Source organism: Paenilisteria riparia FSL S10-1204, from assembly GCF_000525995.1.
Lineage (GTDB): Bacteria > Bacillota > Bacilli > Lactobacillales > Listeriaceae > Listeria_A > Listeria_A riparia.
In genome coordinates, this window is record NZ_AODL01000002.1 from 199,817 (window position 1) to 216,983 (window position 17,167).

Here is a 17,167-nt window from a genome sequence, read left to right on the forward strand (position 1 = left end):
GGCCTAGCAGGAGACTGCCGGGTCAAGCATTTTTGTTATTTCTTCTTTTTCGTGTCTTTTTTATGAATTTCAACGTATAGCTCATCAATCAAGCCAGCAACTTCGTCTTTAATTTCTGGATGTCTTAATGCAAATTCCATCGTTGTTTTAATAAATCCAAATTTATCTCCAACATCAAAACGTTGACCTTCAAAATCATAAGCAAACACACGTTGGATTTCATTTAAACGATTGATAGCATCTGTTAATTGAATCTCACCGCCAGCACCCGGCTCTTGTGTTTCCAAAAAGTCAAAGATTTGCGGTGTTAGTAAATATCGGCCAAGAATCGCCAAATCGGATGGAGCTTTGTCTGGATCTGGTTTTTCTACAAAACCTTTAACATTATATAAGCCATTGCTGTATTCATTTAATGGATCAATGATACCATAACGATATGTTTCTTCGTGTGGAACGTGCTGTACACCAATGACGGAGCTATGCGTTTTTTTATATTGATCGATAAGTTGTTTGGAGCACGGTGTTTTGGACTGAACAATATCATCACCTAGCATAACGATAAATGGTTCGTTCCCTACAAAACCCTTTGCTTGCAAAATCGCATCACCTAGACCTTTTGGTTTGGACTGGCGAATGAAATGTAAATTGATATTTGTCGTTTCTTCTACCAAATGCAAGAGTTCTAGTTTATTTTTCTCACGCAAGTTATTTTCTAGTTCTGGCACAGAGTCGAAATGGTCTTCAATCGCGCGTTTTCCTTTACCGGTAACGATTAAAATATCTTCAATTCCTGATGCAACTGCTTCCTCGACGATATATTGAATCGTTGGTTTATCTACAATAGGTAAAATTTCTTTAGGCATTGCTTTTGTTGCGGGTAAGAAACGAGTTCCAAGTCCCGCTGCTGGAATGACCGCTTTCCTTACTTTCATAATGGCATTCTCCTTCAAAAAAAATATTGTCGTCCACGTAATTCATTATAAGGGATAAGTACGTTGATTTACAAGTTTTTGCAGGCATTGTCTTATTTCTTGTGAACGTAATTATTTAAGCCTATATGAGTGCATCCTTTTAAATTTACTGAGTCCTTGACATTTTGCTGTAATTATAATAGATTTGAGAGTGATAAATAAAAGTTTGAGGGAGAAATAGAATGCTCTATGAGATTGTAAAATCAGCTGCTATTGCAGAACCTAAAGTATCGGTTGTTATACCGGTGTATAATGTTATTCGCTACATTGATGAAACCATTGACTCTTTACTTAATCAAACATTGAACGGAATTGAAGTTGTGCTGGTGGACGATGGCTCATCAGACGGCAGTTTAGAGCGTATTATCGAGATCGCAAATGCGCATGATAATATCGTGGTCGTTAAAGAACCTAATTCAGGGCCTGGAACCGCACGTAATAATGGTTTAGCTGTTGCTAAAGGGAAGTACATTAGTTTTGTTGATTCGGATGATATTTTGCCGGAAAAAGCCCTAGAAATCATGTATCACGCTGCTGAAACGGAGCAAGTTGGTGTTGTTACTGGGATTTCAGTAAGCTTCAATAGTAGCCGTTCGTGGTTTATCGGCGGACATTTCAAGAAAGGGGTTTTCAAGAAAGGGCGCAAGACGCTTGTGAAAAATCCAGAGATGTTATACACGCTTGGCCCATGTAATAAATTATATCGTGCGGATGTGGTGAAAAATATTGGTTTCCCTACATCTATTAAAGTTGCCGAGGATCATCCGTTTGTTTTAGAAGCCTATTTGAAGTCTGGCGATATATATACGGTAGATGAAATCATTTACAATTACCGTGCGCGTGAAGATGAGGGAGATGTCTCCTTATCACAAATTGTGAAGTCAGATCCGTATGTAAGTTTTAAAGATATTATTGAGAGTACCAAGTTATCTGATCCGCTGTTTACAAAATACGTAGAAAATCCGATTGCTCTTGCAAAAATTCGTACAGATTATTATGACCGGATTGTATCTGCTGATATTTGGCCAGCATATAAAGGAATTATCATGGAAGGCAATGCTGGAACGCAGGTCAAAATGTTCGATGCGTTTTATGAATTAGTCGATTCTATGGATGTGAATCTCTATAATAGTCTAGGTGTATTGCAGCGCTTGTTAACATTTGAGACCATTAATCGTTATACTTTTATTAAAGAAAAAGCGCGCCCGAATTATTTGCGAGCATTGAAATTAGCGTATAGCAAGCTTGACCCAGGTTCAATGAATAAATTGCTTTCTTCTAATTTTCCGAAAGAAGTTCGTGCTGGGCAAAAAGCGGCAAACCGTAATTCCGTGCGTCCAATTTATAATCGCTTAGCAGTTCGGAAGGCTGGAACGATGATTTCAGCTAGTTTCAAAAAAGTGGTGATTGGTACGTGGAAGAAGATTCAAGGTATGTCGCGGAACTTCTACGCGCGCCGTATTGCGTTTCCAATTTACAAATTAGGCCAGAAGCAGAATAAAATCGTATTTTTGACGAATAAACATGATATTTTGGCGGATTCGTTTAAGGCTGTTTACGATGAAATATTGAAGCAAAAGCCTGATTACGAAGTTGTTGGCTACTTGAAACAGCCAAACCGTTCTGTTCGTGAGTTGTTAGCTCTGTACAAAGATGTGGCGACGGCGAAATATGTGTTTTTAGATGATTATTATCGCCAAATGTACGGTTTAACGACGAACAATGGTACGGAAGTCATTCAACTTTGGCACGCAGCTGGTGCTTTCAAGAAGTTCGGTTTTAGTTCCATTGGCTATGCGGACAGTAATACGGAAAGCTTTGAACGTTCGGCGCACAAGAACTATTCAAAAGTGGTTGTTTCTTCTAGTGAAATTGTGCCGTTTTATGCGGATGCTTTTGATGTCCCAGTGAAAGACGTTGTACCTCTTGGGGTTCCGAGAACAGATCGCTTTTTCAATGAGGATTATAAAACATATATTAAAGCTTCTTTCTTAGGGAGATACCCGCATCTAAAAGGTAAAAAAATTATTACGTACGCGCCAACATTCCGCGGTGGACCAGGAGAACGTCAGAATTTTGTGATGAACTTGAACATTCGCCGTCTAGCAGAACAACTTGGCGACGAATATGCACTGATTTTGAAGATGCATCCATCTGTTACACGAGGCGTAGGTGTTCCATTTGATTTGCAAGAGTTTGCGTTTAATATGAGCCGTGAAGACATTAATGATGTCTTAATTAATACGGATATCCTCATTACAGATTATTCTTCTGTTGTTTTTGACTTCTCCATTATGGAAAAACCGGTGTTATTCTATGCGTACGATCTTGAGAATTATCTTGGCGAGCGTAACTTCTATTACGATTACGAAGCATTCGTACCTGGTCCGATTGTACGTACAAACGACGAGATTATTAGCGCGATTGAGACGAATGATTTTGATTTGGATAAAGTCCGCGCATTCAAAAAACGTTTCTTCGACGATTTAGACGGAAAGTCAGCAGAACGGATTGTACGAGAATTAATTAAATAAAAATGAAAAACTGGCGCATGAATGAGGTAAGAGAAGTTTATGCGCTAGTTTTATGTTACAATGAAACATATCAACATAAAAAACAGTTAAAGGAGATTAGAGAATGATATACGCTCAAATTTTAGCTGGAGGTAAAGGTACGCGGATGGGAAACGTCAGCATGCCAAAACAGTTTCTATCCCTTAATGGTAAGCCGATTATTGTGCATACCGTGGAGAAGTTTATTTTGAATAATCGTTTTGATAAGATTATTATTTCGTCCCCGAAGGAATGGATGAATCACGCGGAAGATAATATTAAGAAATATGTGTCAGATGACCGTGTGGTTGTTATTGAAGGTGGCTCGGATCGAAATGAAACGATTATGAATGGCATCCGCTATATTGAGTCGAATTTTGGCTTGAATGAAGACGATGTTATTATTACGCATGACGCGGTTCGCCCGTTCTTAACGCACCGGATTATCGAGGATAACATTGACGCGGCACTTGAAACTGGCGCGGTTGACACAGTTATCGAAGCGATTGACACGATTGTAGAATCATCGAATCATGATTTTATTACGGACATTCCAGTTCGTGATCATATGTACCAAGGTCAAACACCGCAGAGCTTCAACATTAAGAAGCTGTACAATCACTATCAGAAGCTAACGGCAGATGAGAAACAAATTTTGACGGATGCTTGTAAGATTTGCTTGCTTGCAGGAGACCACGTGAAGCTTGTGAAGGGCGAAATCTTCAATATCAAGATTACAACACCATACGATCTAAAAGTGGCTAATGCGATTGTTCAGGAGCGTATTGCCAATGATTAACCAAGTATACCGACTAGTATCGGAGCGACAATTCGAAGTTGCCAATGTGGATGAATCTTTGAATGAAGATGTGGTCGTTGTTCGCCCAACCCATTTATCGATTTGTGCCGCGGACCAGCGCTATTATACCGGTTCTCGTGGAAAAGAAATGCTTTCTAAAAAACTACCAATGGCGCTTATTCACGAAGGTATCGGCGAAATCGTGTATGACGCAACCAAAGAATTCAAACCAGGCACAAAGGTAGTCATGATTCCAAATACACCTATGGAAACCGATCCAATTATTGATGAGAATTATTTGCGTACAAGTAAGTTCCGTTCGAGTGGTTACGATGGTTTGATGCAAGATTACGTTTTCATGCGTCGCGACCGTGTCGTTGTCCTTCCAGATGACATTAACCCACGTGTAGCCGCGTTTTCAGAACTAATCTCCGTAGCGGTCCATGCGATTTTACGATTCGACGAGAAAGCCAATGCGAACCGCGAATCATTCGGTGTATGGGGCGACGGGAATTTAGGCTTCATCACAGCATTATTACTAAAAAATTGGTATCCAGAAAGCAAAGTTTATATTTTTGGAAAAACACCATATAAATTAGACTTCTTCTCGTTTGTCGACGAAGCTTTCTCTATCGACAACGTCCCAGAGGATTTATCCATAGACCAAGCCTTCGAATGTGCAGGCGGACGTGGTAGCGAGTACGCAGTAAGCCAAATCATTGACCTAATCAAACCAGAAGGAACGATTTCATTACTAGGCGTATCCGAATATCCAATCGAATTTAATTCCCGCATGGTTTTAGAAAAAGGTCTAACAGTGTATGGAAGTAGCCGCAGTGGTCGCATAGACTTCGAAAAAACAGTCGAATTCCTAAGCAAAAACAAACGCGGTGTCGAATACTTGCAAAACTTAGTAGGCGAAGTCCATACCGTAAAATGCATCCAAGACGTAATCGAAGCCTTCGAAGCCGACCTCCGCAGTCCGTGGGGTAAGAGTGTGATGGAGTGGAGAATCTAGTGCCAAACCTAGTGCCAAACCTAGTGCCAAAACAGCCCGCTTAGCCCTGAAAGAGCTTGGAGCAGGCGCAGTAAAATCTCCGAAGGGCTGGCTGTTGAGGCCGGAAGCTAGAACAAGAAGGCGACGCCTACCATGCAATGTTTCCCGCAGAAAATACGACCACCAAACAACGAAACCATGCAAGCTATCGCGGAGACTTCCGCTCCATTATTCCATCACTAAACAAAACAAACAGGTGAGAACAAGTCCCATCTTTTAAGAACCAAATAACTCAACAAATCAAGGGCTATATCCCATCTAATCGATATAGCCCTTTTAACGGAGGTGAACCCATGAAATTTGCAATAATAGTCCCGTTCTACAATGCCGAAGCCCGCTTAGAAATCTCAATCACAAGCATTATCAAACAATCATACAACTTCACAGAGAACATCCAAATCCTACTCATCAATGACGGAAGCACAGATAATAGTGGCTCTATCGCCGACGAATTTGCTCAAAAACATCCAAATAATATCTATCATATCCGAATCAAAAATGGAGGTCCAGCACGCGCCAGAAACATTGGCTTAATGCATATAAAAGAAGACATTGATTTCGTTGGCTTTTTAGATGCGGATGATGTATATTCATTACATATGATACGCGAAATGGCTCGCTTTGCCGAGAAACATGACGAAATAAACATGATAGTGCCGCCTTTCTATTATTTAGACGATTACGGTTCGCGCAGAAAAATTGGGACACATAAACTGAACACACGATTCGAACAAGGAACCCGCGTCATTGACATTCAAAAAGAACACCAAGCCATCCATTTTTATATTGGCGGAACTTTTTTGCGTTTTAGCAGTTTGAAATATCTTGCGTTTGACGAATCGTTGCGCTTTGGTGAAGACCAGCTGTTGCTGACGAAGCTGTTGCTTGCCGATGAGAAATATGGCGTGGTGGCGAATGTTGGCTATTTTTACTACCGAAATATGAAAGAAGAGAAGTCACTTGTAAATAAATCATGGCAAAATAAATCGCGCTATCAGCCGTTTATGGAAGCTGTTTATCAATCGTATTTACAGGAGTCCAAGTCGAAATTCGGTAAAGTGATTCCGTATGTACAATATTTGATTAGTTACCACGCAAAATTATATTTTTATAAAGAAAATGTGTATTTTCGAGAAGTGTTGACAGAGGATGAACAGGTGGCATTTGTGTCATACTTTCAGCAGATTTTTAGTGAGATTGAGACGCGATTTATTTGGGAATTGGATACTGCACAAGTGGTGAAGGAAATGATGCTGTCACTGCGCAAAAATGGTTGGCCCATCCAGTTTGAAACGATGGAACTGGCGGATATACCTGTTGTTACGATGAGCAAGAAATGGCATAAAAATGGGCATGCGGAGCTGATTTGTCAAGTGGAAGAAGCTCGAATGGAATTGCCAGAGGATGGCTTTTTCGCAGTGAAGACACTGTTTGCGACGAAGCAGGCGAGCGTTGTGAAACGAAAAGAAGCCCAGCTCATTTGGGATGTTGTGGTGCGGCCAGTTGGCAGCATTTCCGCGACGAAAATTAAGTTGCGTCCTTGGGAATTACGAGGAAAATGGTATTATCAAAACCCGGAGAAGAAAGTTGTATTGGAAGACTTTAATCTAACGGTAGAGTTTAGAAAAAAAGCAAAACGGCGATTGAAGTTGAAACGAGCGCTGAATCAATAGAGATAAGAGGTACATCGAATGGCAAAATTAATACAAGGAGTCTATTATTTTTTATTCCGGCTAGTAGGCTTTTTACCGCGAAAACGAAAATTAGTGATGTTTGAAAGTTTTTCTGGGAAACAGTATAGTTGTAATCCGCGGGCGATTTATGAATATATGTTGGAGCAGGAACCGGAGTATACGCTTTTGTGGAGTGTTAATCCGCGCCATACGAAGCTTTTTGAGGAGCATGGTGTTCCTTATGTGAAGCGGTTTTCGGTGAAATGGTTGTTTACGATGGGGCGGGCGAAATATTGGATTTCGAATAGTCGCCTGCCGCTTGAGTTGCCGAAGCCAGCGAAGACGGTTTATGTGCAGACATGGCACGGGACACCGCTTAAGAGACTAGGTGTGGATATTGATGAGGTACATATGCCAGGCCAGACGACAGAGCAATACAAGGCAGATTTTGTACGTGAAGCTGCGAAATGGGATTATCTAATAGCACCCAATGCATATTCGAGTGAGATTTTCCGCAGTGCATTTGGGTACACGGGTGCGATGATTGAGTCAGGGTACCCGCGGAATGATGTGTTGTTTAGTCCGAATAAGGGGCAGCTGATTGCTGATATTAGGCGGAAATTGGTGATTCCTGATGGGAAACGAGTCGTGCTGTATGCGCCGACGTGGCGTGATAATGATTTTTACAAGATGGGCGAGTATAAATTTGATTTGAAATTCGATGTTGCGCAGATGAAGGAACATTTTGGTGAAGATGTTGTGCTACTTGTACGGATGCATTATTTGGTGGCTGAGCAGTTTGATTTTGCGCAGTATGGGGATTTTATTCGCGATGTATCTGCATATGATGATATTCGTGATTTGTATTTAGTAAGTGATATGTTGATTACGGATTATTCGTCGGTCTTTTTTGATTATGCGAATCTTGATCGGCCAATGATTTTCTTTACGTATGATTTGGCGGAATATCGCGATACGTTACGTGGTTTTTATTTTGATTTTGAGAAAAATGCGCCGGGTCCTTTGGTGGAGACAAACGGGCAATTGATGGATGAGATTGCCGCGATATTGGAGCAACCAGCGCAGAGTCATCGCCAATTTTTCCGACAGTTTTGTGAATGGGAGAATGGGCACGCAGCGGAAAAAACTGTGAAAATTGTCTTTAAAAAGTAGGTGTGTGTAGATGAAAAAAGTAGCAATCAGGCTTTATATGACGGCAATTCAGGTGTTAGGCTTTGTGTTTAGACGTTTTCCAATGCAACAAAAAGTCGTGATGTTGGTTAGTTTTCCGGAAAATCCGACGGCGATTTTACGTGAGATGGATAAAATGCATTATTTACCGGAAACAATCGTTTTTTATGATCCACGGTTGAATGTGGACGGGATGGCGCGGAATTTCATGCGTTCATTGCCAAAGACAAATGGTAATTTGATGCGTTTGATGTTTCATTTAAGCACGGCAAAAGTGGTTGTGACGGATAATTATTTTGCGGAGCTCGCTGGTGTGAAATGGCGTGATAGTGCAACATGTGTACAAATTTGGCATGCAAATGGTGCACTTAAGAAGTTCGGCTGGGAAGACAAAGCCGCACAAGCTCGTTCGGATGCTGACAAAGCTCGTTTTCAAGCCGTGTATCAAACGTTCTCCAAAGTACTTGTCGGTTCAGACGAGATGGGCGAAATTTTCAAGCGCGCATTTTTGCTAGATGATTCACGTTTGTTGAAGCTTGGCGTGCCGCGGACGGACTATTATTTCGATGAGGCAGCGTTACAGCAAAATAAACAAAACAGCGTTAAAAAGTATCAATTAGATGGTAAAAAGGTCATTTTGTATGCGCCAACGTTTCGCGATGAGGCGTTAGATGATACAAAATTACATTTGGATGTCGCCTTAATGAAAGAGAAACTTAGTGCTGACTATAAATTATTGTTGAAATTACACCCTTCGATGTTGACAGATTTGCCGAAACAAGAGGATGATTTCTGTATTTTCGTGGACAAAGAAATGGAAATTGAGAAGCTTTTGCCGGTCGTGGATATTTTAATCACCGATTATTCGTCCATTCCATTTGAATTCGCGTTTTTCGAAAAGCCGATGATTTTCTTTGCGTACGATAAGGATGTGTATGATACGAGTCGCGGCCTTGCGGATGGATATGTGGATCGATTGCCAGGGAGGCTTTGCACGATGACAGGCGAAGTGATTCGTGAAATTGAGAATCCGGCCGATTATACTGCGCAAATTCGTGATTTTGGTGCGCGTTGGAATACATATTCCGATGGAGCTTCAAGTCAGCGATTTGTAGACTTTTTGAAAGTGAAAATGGAGCAGGAATAGGCTGGCGGAAAGGCTAATTTATTGATATACTGGTCTAGGAAAGTAGGTGTTTGCATGAAAAAAGTAATTACATATGGCACATTTGATTTATTGCACTGGGGTCATATTAAGTTGCTTAAACGCGCGAAGGAACTCGGCGATTATTTAGTAGTTGCGATTTCAACGGATGAATTCAATCGTTTGAAGCATAAAGAGGCCTACCACAGCTTTGAACATCGTAAATTAATTTTAGAAGCGATTCGCTACGTCGATGAAGTGATACCAGAGAATGACTGGGAGCAGAAGATTCAAGATGTGAAGGACCATAATATTGATATTTTTGTGATGGGTGATGATTGGAAAGGTGAATTTGATTTCCTAGAAGATTATTGCAAAGTGGTATATTTACCGCGAACAACCGGTATTTCTACAACAAAAATTAAAGACGATTTGCGTTAATGTAACCCCCGATTTGGCATTTTTGCTGGTCGGGTTTTTTTGCATTCTTAAATAAACATTAATTTCCGCCAAAAGCGCTTGTTAAAACGGTGGTTTCACTATATGCTTGCTATAAGTCCAATGAAATGAGGAAGTTTTATGTCTATAAAAATGCGATTTATGCTATCTTATATTGCCGTTATCTTGCTAACTGGCGTTTTTCTAATCTCCGCATTCGTGCTTGGGGTATGTACAATCACTGGCGCCTCACCGGGCCAACTCTATAAATCAGCAACCCTCCAACGCCCACTGTCTACTGGAGAAGAAAACGCCTTTTTAGAGCTAAAAATATTGGCAAAAAATTACACCAGACAAACTATTACAATATCAGAACTTCGAAAAATTGGAAAATAGCGGTATCCAAGTTGTCGTTCGAAAAAATGATACAATCGTATACTCATCCACTGAACTATCAAAGAAATCACTGCTAGTTCACATGCCAGAGTATGAAATCAATAACTTGAACATGCGCGGAACCATTGATAATCAAGGCGATTTATTCCGTTATATTAAGTTTGACTTTCTGTATTCAGATGGCTCTCATGGCAGTGTGATGGTGCTTCAGCCTGAGAACTCTTACACCGAAATTATGCAAAAATGGGGCATACCAATCGTTGGGATTATTTTATTATTTGGCTTTTTAGTCATCGCATTACTTAGTTATTTCGTTGCCAAAAGTGTCATTCAGCCAATCTTGCATTTAAAAGAAGGTGCAGAGAAAATTGAATCAGGCAATCTCGACTTCGAAATGGAGAAGACAACAGGCAAAAACGAAATCGCAACACTTATTTCCACCTTCGAAAAAATGCGAATCAGACTTAAAAAATCACTCGAAGTCCAAGAACAATATGAAAACAACCGTAAAGAGCTATTATCCAATATCTCACACGACTTAAAAACACCGATTACATCCATCGTCGGCTATATCGAAGGCATTCAAGATGGTGTCGCCAATACCCCTGAAAAACAAGCGAAATACCTAGAAATCGCGCATACGAAAGCCAAAGACATGAACGCGTTAATTGATGAACTATTCTTGTTCTCCAAGTTAGACTTGCATAAAGAGCCGTTTTACATGCGAAGTGTGGATTTAAACGCCTTACTAGCACAAATTGCGGAGGAATCCGAATTTAGTTTTCCAGATGCACAGATTTCGCTTACCGTTCCAGATGAAAAACTAATGACGAACGCGGATCGTGAGAAATTAAAGCGTGTTTTTGAGAATTTGATTCATAATAGCATGAAATATATGGACAAGACGCAAGCAAAAATAACAATTCAATTAGAAAAACAACAGGACATGGCGATAATCGCATTTGGTGATAATGGAAAAGGAATTTCCGATGCCAACTTAAACGCAATTTTTGACAGATTTTATCGTGAGGAACAATCGCGAAATTCGAATACAGGTGGAAGTGGACTTGGTTTATCGATTGCCAAACAAATTGTTGAGGAGCATCAAGGGCGGATTTGGGCAACGAGTGAACTAGGAGTCGGAACGGCGGTATGCGTTGCGCTGCCATTGAAAGAGGAGGAAACAGGATGAAGCGGATATTATTAGTAGAAGATGAACTGGAAATTGCGGAGTTAGAGCGTGATTATTTGGAGATTAATGAGATGGAAGTGACGATTGAGCGAAATGGTGCACGTGGTCTGGAACTAGCATTACAAGACGATTTTGACTTGATTATTCTCGATATCATGCTGCCGGACATGAGTGGTTTTGATGTTTGCCGTGAAATCCGAGCGAAGAAGGAAGTGCCAATTTTGCTTGTTTCTGCTCGAAAAGAAGATATTGATAAAATTCGTGGACTGGGTCTTGGCGCGGATGACTATATTACGAAACCGTTTAGCCCGAGTGAATTAGTGGCGCGTGTGAAGGCACATTTGGCGCGTTATGAACGACTTGCAAAAAACAATATCGCATCACAAAATGAGATTTTACAAGTACACGATTTGACGCTTGATTTAGATGGCCGCAAAGTTTTTGTTGCAGATCAAGAAATCATTTTTACAACGAAAGAGTTCGATTTACTCGTATTTCTTGCGAAGCGCCCGAACCGTGTTTGGAATAAAGAGCAACTTTTCGAACAGATTTGGGGGATGCAGGCGGCGGGAGACGTATCAACGGTTGTCGTGCACATCCGCAAAATCCGCGAAAAACTAGAAAGTCACGGCGATTTTTCCGAATCCATCGAAACCATTTGGGGCGCGGGCTATCGTTTTAACTTGTAAATAAGGGACACTTGACTCGCAAAATCGTGAGTGAAGTGTTTTTTGTTTAATTAGGCTTGAAACATTAGCATTTTTTGCGTAACTGCGCTATGATGTTTTATAAGAAAACTTAGACAGGAGAATGGGGCATGACTTTATTTCCAGATGATAGTAAAACGTTGCACACAGACTTATACCAAATTAATATGATGAAGGCGTATTGGGATGATAATATTCACGAGCGTCGCGCTGTTTTCGAAGTATTCTTCCGCGATATGCCGTTTGACACGGGTTTTTGTGTATTTGCAGGGCTCGAACGAATTATCGACTATATGGAGAATTTGCGCTTCACCGAGAGCGATATCGCTTACTTGCGTGAAGAAACAGCTTTTGAAGAAGCATTTTTAGATTATCTTAAGAATTTACGCTTTACTGGGACGATTCGTTCTGTCGTGGAAGGCGAATTTGTATTTAAAACGGAGCCAATTATTCAAGTGGAGGCAAACTTAGCGGAGGCGCAATTAATCGAAACGGCCTTGCTTAACATTGTGAACTTCCAAACGCTAATCGCGACAAAAGCAGCCAGAATCAAAAACGTAGTCGAAGGAGAGCCGTTAGCAGAATTCGGAACACGTCGCGCACAAGAAATGGACGCAGCGCTTTGGGGCACACGTGCGGCCTATATTGGTGGCTGTGACTCGACAAGTAATATCCGTGCGGGCAAAATTTTCGGGATTCCTGTTTCGGGCACGATGGCGCATTCGATGGTTCAAGCTTACCGAGATGAATACAAAGCGTTCAAGCGTTACGCCGAAACACACAAAGATTCGATTTTCCTTGTAGACACGTATGACACACTAAAATCCGGTATTCCAAACGCGATTAAAGTGGCACAAGAAATGGGCGATGCAATTAATTTTATCGGGATCCGTTTAGACAGTGGTGACATGGCTTTCTTATCTAAAAAAGCCCGCCAAATGCTAGATGAAGCGGGTTTTCCTGATGCGAAAATTTTTGCGTCGAGTGATCTGGATGAAACAACCATTCTACACTTAAAAGCCCAAAAAGCGAAAATCGATGCGTGGGGCGTTGGTACAAAGCTAATAACGGCTTACGATCAACCAGCATTAGGTGCCGTATACAAACTCGTGGCAATCGCGGATGAGAATGATGTTCTACAAGACTCCATCAAACTCTCCAGCAACACCGAAAAAGTCACAACACCCGCCAAAAAGAACGTTTACCGCATCATCACACATGAAGATGGACCAAAAGCGGAAGGCGACTACATTTGCCTAGAGAACGAGTCATTAGAAGGCGTTACAAGTTTAACGATGTTCCATCCCGTCCACACATATATCACAAAAGAAGTAGAAAATTTCGAAGCCAAAGAATTATTGGTTCCAATTTACGAAAATGGGGAATTAGTATATCAAAGACCATCTTTAGAACAAACGAGAAAATACAAAGGAGAAAATCTAGCCTTGCTTTGGGATGAATACCAACGTACCGTGCGCCCAGAACAATACCCTGTAGACCTAAGCGTCAAGTGCTGGAAAAATAAAATGCAAAACATCGAAAACGTCCGCAAAACAGTCCAAAAACATTCGCCGGTCAATTTCGATCTCCCATTTTAAGCAAGTGAAAGGGGTTAGAGAATGAGTTTACAAAAACAAATTATTGCAGAAATGCACGTCTTACCAAAAATCGATGAAACGGCTGAAATTCGCCAAAGTGTGGAGTTTTTAAAAGCCTATTTAACAAAATATCCGTTTATTAAAACGCTTGTACTAGGCATTTCTGGAGGACAAGATTCAACGCTTGCCGGCAAATTATCACAAATCGCCATCAGCGAATTGCGCGAAGCAACGGGGGACGAGTCCTATCAATTTATCGCCGTGCGCCTGCCTTATGGAACACAGTTTGACGAAGAAGATTGCCAAGATGCCCTTGATTTTATCGAGCCAGACCGGGTTGTAACTATCAACATTAAAGCGGCGGTCGATGCAAGTGTAGCAACGTTACGGGACGCTGATATTGATCTTTCCGATTTTGCAAAAGGAAACGAGAAAGCCCGAGAACGCATGAAGGCCCAATATAGCATTGCGGCGATGAATCACGGAGCTGTCGTAGGAACCGATCATTCCGCCGAAGCAGTCACAGGCTTTTACACGAAATACGGTGATGGTGGCACAGACATTAATCCACTTTTCCGTCTGAATAAACGCCAAGGCAAAGCCCTTCTAAAAACGCTCGGTTGTCCAGAACATCTGTATCTTAAAAAACCGACCGCCGATTTAGAAGAAAACAAACCAGCCTTACCAGATGAAGTTGCGCTTGGCGTCACATATGATGATATTGACGATTATCTCGAAGGCAAGAAAGTACCAACTGAAATCGCAATAATGATTGAAAACTGGTATTTAAAAACACAACATAAGCGTCACATGGCAATCACCATTTTTGACGATTTTTGGAAGAAGTAAAGTGGAGGAGGAGATGACAATGAAAATCGCTTTTGGCTTAATTACGAAATTCAAAGCCCATCCAGGAGACCGCAAAGCATTGGTAAACATTTTGTTGGAGGCAGCGACGGGGCTTGATAAATACAACGCATGTATTCAGTACGTTGTTAGTGTGAACGAAGAAGATCCCGATGTCGTTATCGTTAGCGAAGTATGGACGGACGAGGGCCACCATGCAGCCTCACTTGATAACGAAGAAGTCAAAGCCGTCATTGAACGCGCCAAACCACTTATCCATTCCATCGAAAAAAGCGTAAAAATGGACGTTGTAGGCGGAAAAGGTTTATAAGTTGAAAGAAGCTGTCCTTATTTTTTTAAGGGCAGTTTTTATAGTAGGAGGAACGAGTTTGAAAAAACTACTTATCGTATGCGCAGGTGGGGCCACATCGAGCATGATGGCTCAGCGCGTCGTACAAGAAGCCGAAAAAGAAGGCATGAAAGCTAAGCTATTGTTTCCAGAAGACCTAAAATATGACCGCGTCAAAGCCCACGAAGACAAGGACCTCGTTGTTGTCATGGGTCCAATCGACATGATTACCACACTACGACTTCAAGGTTTCAGCCGTGTCGACGCCGTTTTAGTATCACCACAAGTCAAATATCTTTTCAAAAGTGCTGAAAAAGTATTACAACAACTCGAAATTCCGTGTGACAATATTGATTCGCTTTCATTTGGGAGAATGCGCGGCGATTTGATTTTAAAACAAGGACTTGCATTAATGAACGACTGATTTCATACAAATTTCGGGTTGCAAGAATGGCTAGCAAACGTTACAATAAGAGGAAGTACATTCAAAATGCGCAGCTTACATAAATAAATTTTAAAGGGGTTTTGTGAAAAAAGATGAAAGACTTTACAGAGCAAGAGAAAATTATCGTCCTTGATTTTGGTAGCCAATACAATCAGCTAATTACACGACGCATTCGTGAATTTGGCGTATATAGTGAGCTACACCCACATACGATTACAGTAGAAGAAATGAAAGCCTTGAATCCAACTGGAATTATTTTCTCTGGCGGTCCAAACAGTGTATACGATGAAGGCGCGTTCCGTTGCGACGAAGATCTATTTGAGATGGGCATTCCAATCTTGGGCATTTGTTACGGCATGCAATTAATGACTAACCATTTCGCTGGAAAAGTAGAGCCCGCAAAAGACCGTGAATACGGAAAAGCAAGTATTAACGTGGAGAAACCGTCTCGCCTTTTCGCAGGCTTACCAACAGACCAAATCGTATGGATGAGTCACGGTGACCTTGTTGTTGCAGAGCCAGCAGGTTTTGAAGTAACAGCAACGAGCGCATCATGCCCAATCGCGGCGATTACAAACGAAGACCGCAAAATGTACGGCGTCCAATTCCACCCCGAAGTGCGCCATTCCGTACACGGTAACGAACTATTGAAGAACTTCGCGCTAAACATTTGCGGCTGTAAAGGCGACTGGACAATGGAGAACTTCATTGACATTGAAGTAGCCAAAATTCGCGAACAAGTTGGCGACAAGAAAGTCTTGCTAGCCCTTTCCGGCGGCGTTGACTCCTCTGTTGTCGGCGTGTTAATTCACAAAGCCATTGGCGACCAACTAACATGTATTTTTGTCGATCACGGTTTATTGCGTAAAGGCGAAGCAGAACAAGTCATGGAGACACTATACGGTGACTTCCATATGAATATCATTAAAGTGGACGCAAAAGAACGCTTTATGAACAAACTCGCAGGAATTTCCGATCCTGAGCAAAAACGTAAGACAATTGGTAATGAATTCATCTACGTATTCGATGACGAAGCGACAAAACTGGACGGCGTAGAATTTTTAGCCCAAGGAACATTGTATACAGACATTATCGAAAGCGGCACGGCAACAGCACAAACAATTAAATCACATCACAACGTTGGCGGCTTACCAGAAGACATGCAGTTCCAACTAATCGAACCACTAAACACGCTGTTCAAAGACGAAGTACGCGCACTAGGAACCGAACTAGGAATGCCAGATGCCATCGTTTGGCGCCAACCATTCCCAGGCCCAGGACTAGGCATTCGCGTATTAGGCGAAATCACTGAAGAAAAACTAGAAATCGTCCGCGATTCCGATTACATTTTACGCGAAGAAATTAAAAATGCCGGCCTAGACCGCGAAATCTGGCAGTACTTCACAGCACTACCAAACATCCGCAGCGTAGGCGTAATGGGCGACGGCCGCACGTACGATCACACAGTTGTCATCCGCGCGGTAACCTCCATTGACGGAATGACCGCAGACTGGGCACGAATCCCGTGGGAAGTGTTAGAACTGATTTCAACGCGGATCGTGAATGAAGTTGCGCATGTGAATCGGGTTGTTTATGATATTACGAGTAAGCCACCTGCGACTGTGGAGTGGGAATAGTAAACAAAGCCCTAAAAACTCAGTAATGATGGGGTTTTAGGGCTTTTTTTTATGTCGAGTGATAACAGTTTTTTATTACCATAGTATTTTTACAGATAATAGTTTATCAATTTTAAGTGATATCATTTATTAAAATAATTTTCTATATGAAAGGCTTTGTCGAATTTGATCG

The 17,167-nt window shown here is 41.4% G+C and carries 16 protein-coding genes; 15 read left to right on the forward strand and 1 reads right to left on the reverse strand.

What is annotated here, in order from left to right; translation table 11 throughout:
• Positions 1-35 precede the first annotated feature (35 nt).
• A complete protein-coding gene (gene galU / locus PRIP_RS01125; RefSeq protein ID WP_036098993.1) occupies positions 36-932 on the reverse strand; it encodes a UTP--glucose-1-phosphate uridylyltransferase GalU in 897 nt (298 codons plus the stop codon).
• Positions 933-1,153: 221 nt separating this feature from the next.
• Between galU and PRIP_RS01130 the strand changes: the two genes are divergently transcribed.
• The 15 genes from PRIP_RS01130 to guaA all read left to right on the forward strand — a co-directional run bounded on the left by PRIP_RS01130 (position 1,154) and on the right by guaA (position 16,995).
• A complete protein-coding gene (locus PRIP_RS01130) occupies positions 1,154-3,505 on the forward strand; it encodes a bifunctional glycosyltransferase/CDP-glycerol:glycerophosphate glycerophosphotransferase (RefSeq protein ID WP_036098994.1) in 2,352 nt (783 codons plus the stop codon).
• A gap of 103 nt (positions 3,506-3,608) precedes the next feature.
• Positions 3,609-4,322, forward strand: coding sequence for an IspD/TarI family cytidylyltransferase (locus tag PRIP_RS01135; protein ID WP_036098995.1), 714 nt, complete (start codon positions 3,609-3,611; stop codon positions 4,320-4,322).
• Positions 4,315-5,340: a ribitol-5-phosphate dehydrogenase gene (locus PRIP_RS01140; RefSeq protein WP_036098996.1), complete on the forward strand. Its 1,026-nt coding sequence runs from the start codon at positions 4,315-4,317 to the stop codon at positions 5,338-5,340. Before PRIP_RS01135 ends, PRIP_RS01140 begins: the two co-directional genes overlap by 8 nt.
• Positions 5,341-5,672: 332 nt before the next feature.
• Entirely contained in the window at positions 5,673-7,052 is a 1,380-nt protein-coding gene (locus PRIP_RS01145) for a glycosyltransferase family A protein (protein WP_036098997.1), read from the forward strand.
• An 18-nt stretch (positions 7,053-7,070) separates the two neighbouring features.
• A complete protein-coding gene (locus PRIP_RS01150; RefSeq protein WP_036098998.1) occupies positions 7,071-8,225 on the forward strand; it encodes a CDP-glycerol glycerophosphotransferase family protein in 1,155 nt (384 codons plus the stop codon).
• Between the two features lie 10 nt (positions 8,226-8,235).
• On the forward strand, positions 8,236-9,390 hold the full coding sequence (locus PRIP_RS01155) for a CDP-glycerol glycerophosphotransferase family protein (protein WP_036098999.1): 1,155 nt from the start codon (positions 8,236-8,238) through the stop codon (positions 9,388-9,390).
• Positions 9,391-9,444: 54 nt separating this feature from the next.
• Positions 9,445-9,828, forward strand: a complete 384-nt coding sequence (gene tagD, locus PRIP_RS01160) for a glycerol-3-phosphate cytidylyltransferase (protein WP_036099000.1) — start codon at positions 9,445-9,447, stop codon at positions 9,826-9,828.
• A gap of 138 nt (positions 9,829-9,966) precedes the next feature.
• Entirely contained in the window at positions 9,967-10,221 is a 255-nt protein-coding gene (locus tag PRIP_RS18350; RefSeq protein WP_479494817.1) for a hypothetical protein, read from the forward strand.
• On the forward strand, positions 10,211-11,413 hold the full coding sequence (locus PRIP_RS01165) for a sensor histidine kinase (RefSeq protein ID WP_479494818.1): 1,203 nt from the start codon (positions 10,211-10,213) through the stop codon (positions 11,411-11,413). Before PRIP_RS18350 ends, PRIP_RS01165 begins: the two co-directional genes overlap by 11 nt.
• A complete protein-coding gene (locus tag PRIP_RS01170) occupies positions 11,410-12,102 on the forward strand; it encodes a response regulator transcription factor (RefSeq protein WP_036099001.1) in 693 nt (230 codons plus the stop codon). The genes PRIP_RS01165 and PRIP_RS01170 overlap by 4 nt, the downstream gene beginning before the upstream one ends.
• A 128-nt stretch (positions 12,103-12,230) precedes the next feature.
• Positions 12,231-13,718, forward strand: a complete 1,488-nt coding sequence (locus PRIP_RS01175) for a nicotinate phosphoribosyltransferase (RefSeq protein ID WP_036099002.1) — start codon at positions 12,231-12,233, stop codon at positions 13,716-13,718.
• 21 nt (positions 13,719-13,739) lie between these two features.
• Positions 13,740-14,567 (forward strand): ammonia-dependent NAD(+) synthetase, encoded by an 828-nt coding sequence (gene nadE / locus PRIP_RS01180; protein WP_036099003.1) that lies wholly within the window; start codon positions 13,740-13,742, stop codon positions 14,565-14,567.
• A 19-nt stretch (positions 14,568-14,586) separates the two neighbouring features.
• The gene (locus PRIP_RS01185) at positions 14,587-14,895 is read left to right on the forward strand and encodes a putative quinol monooxygenase (protein ID WP_036099004.1); all 309 of its coding nucleotides are present in this window, start codon (positions 14,587-14,589) and stop codon (positions 14,893-14,895) included.
• 58 nt (positions 14,896-14,953) lie between these two features.
• Complete coding sequence (locus tag PRIP_RS01190; RefSeq protein WP_036099005.1) at positions 14,954-15,337, forward strand: PTS sugar transporter subunit IIB; 384 nt, start codon at positions 14,954-14,956, stop codon at positions 15,335-15,337.
• Positions 15,338-15,450: 113 nt separating this feature from the next.
• Positions 15,451-16,995, forward strand: a complete 1,545-nt coding sequence (guaA, locus tag PRIP_RS01195; RefSeq protein ID WP_036099006.1) for a glutamine-hydrolyzing GMP synthase — start codon at positions 15,451-15,453, stop codon at positions 16,993-16,995.
• The last annotated feature ends 172 nt before the right edge of the window (positions 16,996-17,167 follow it).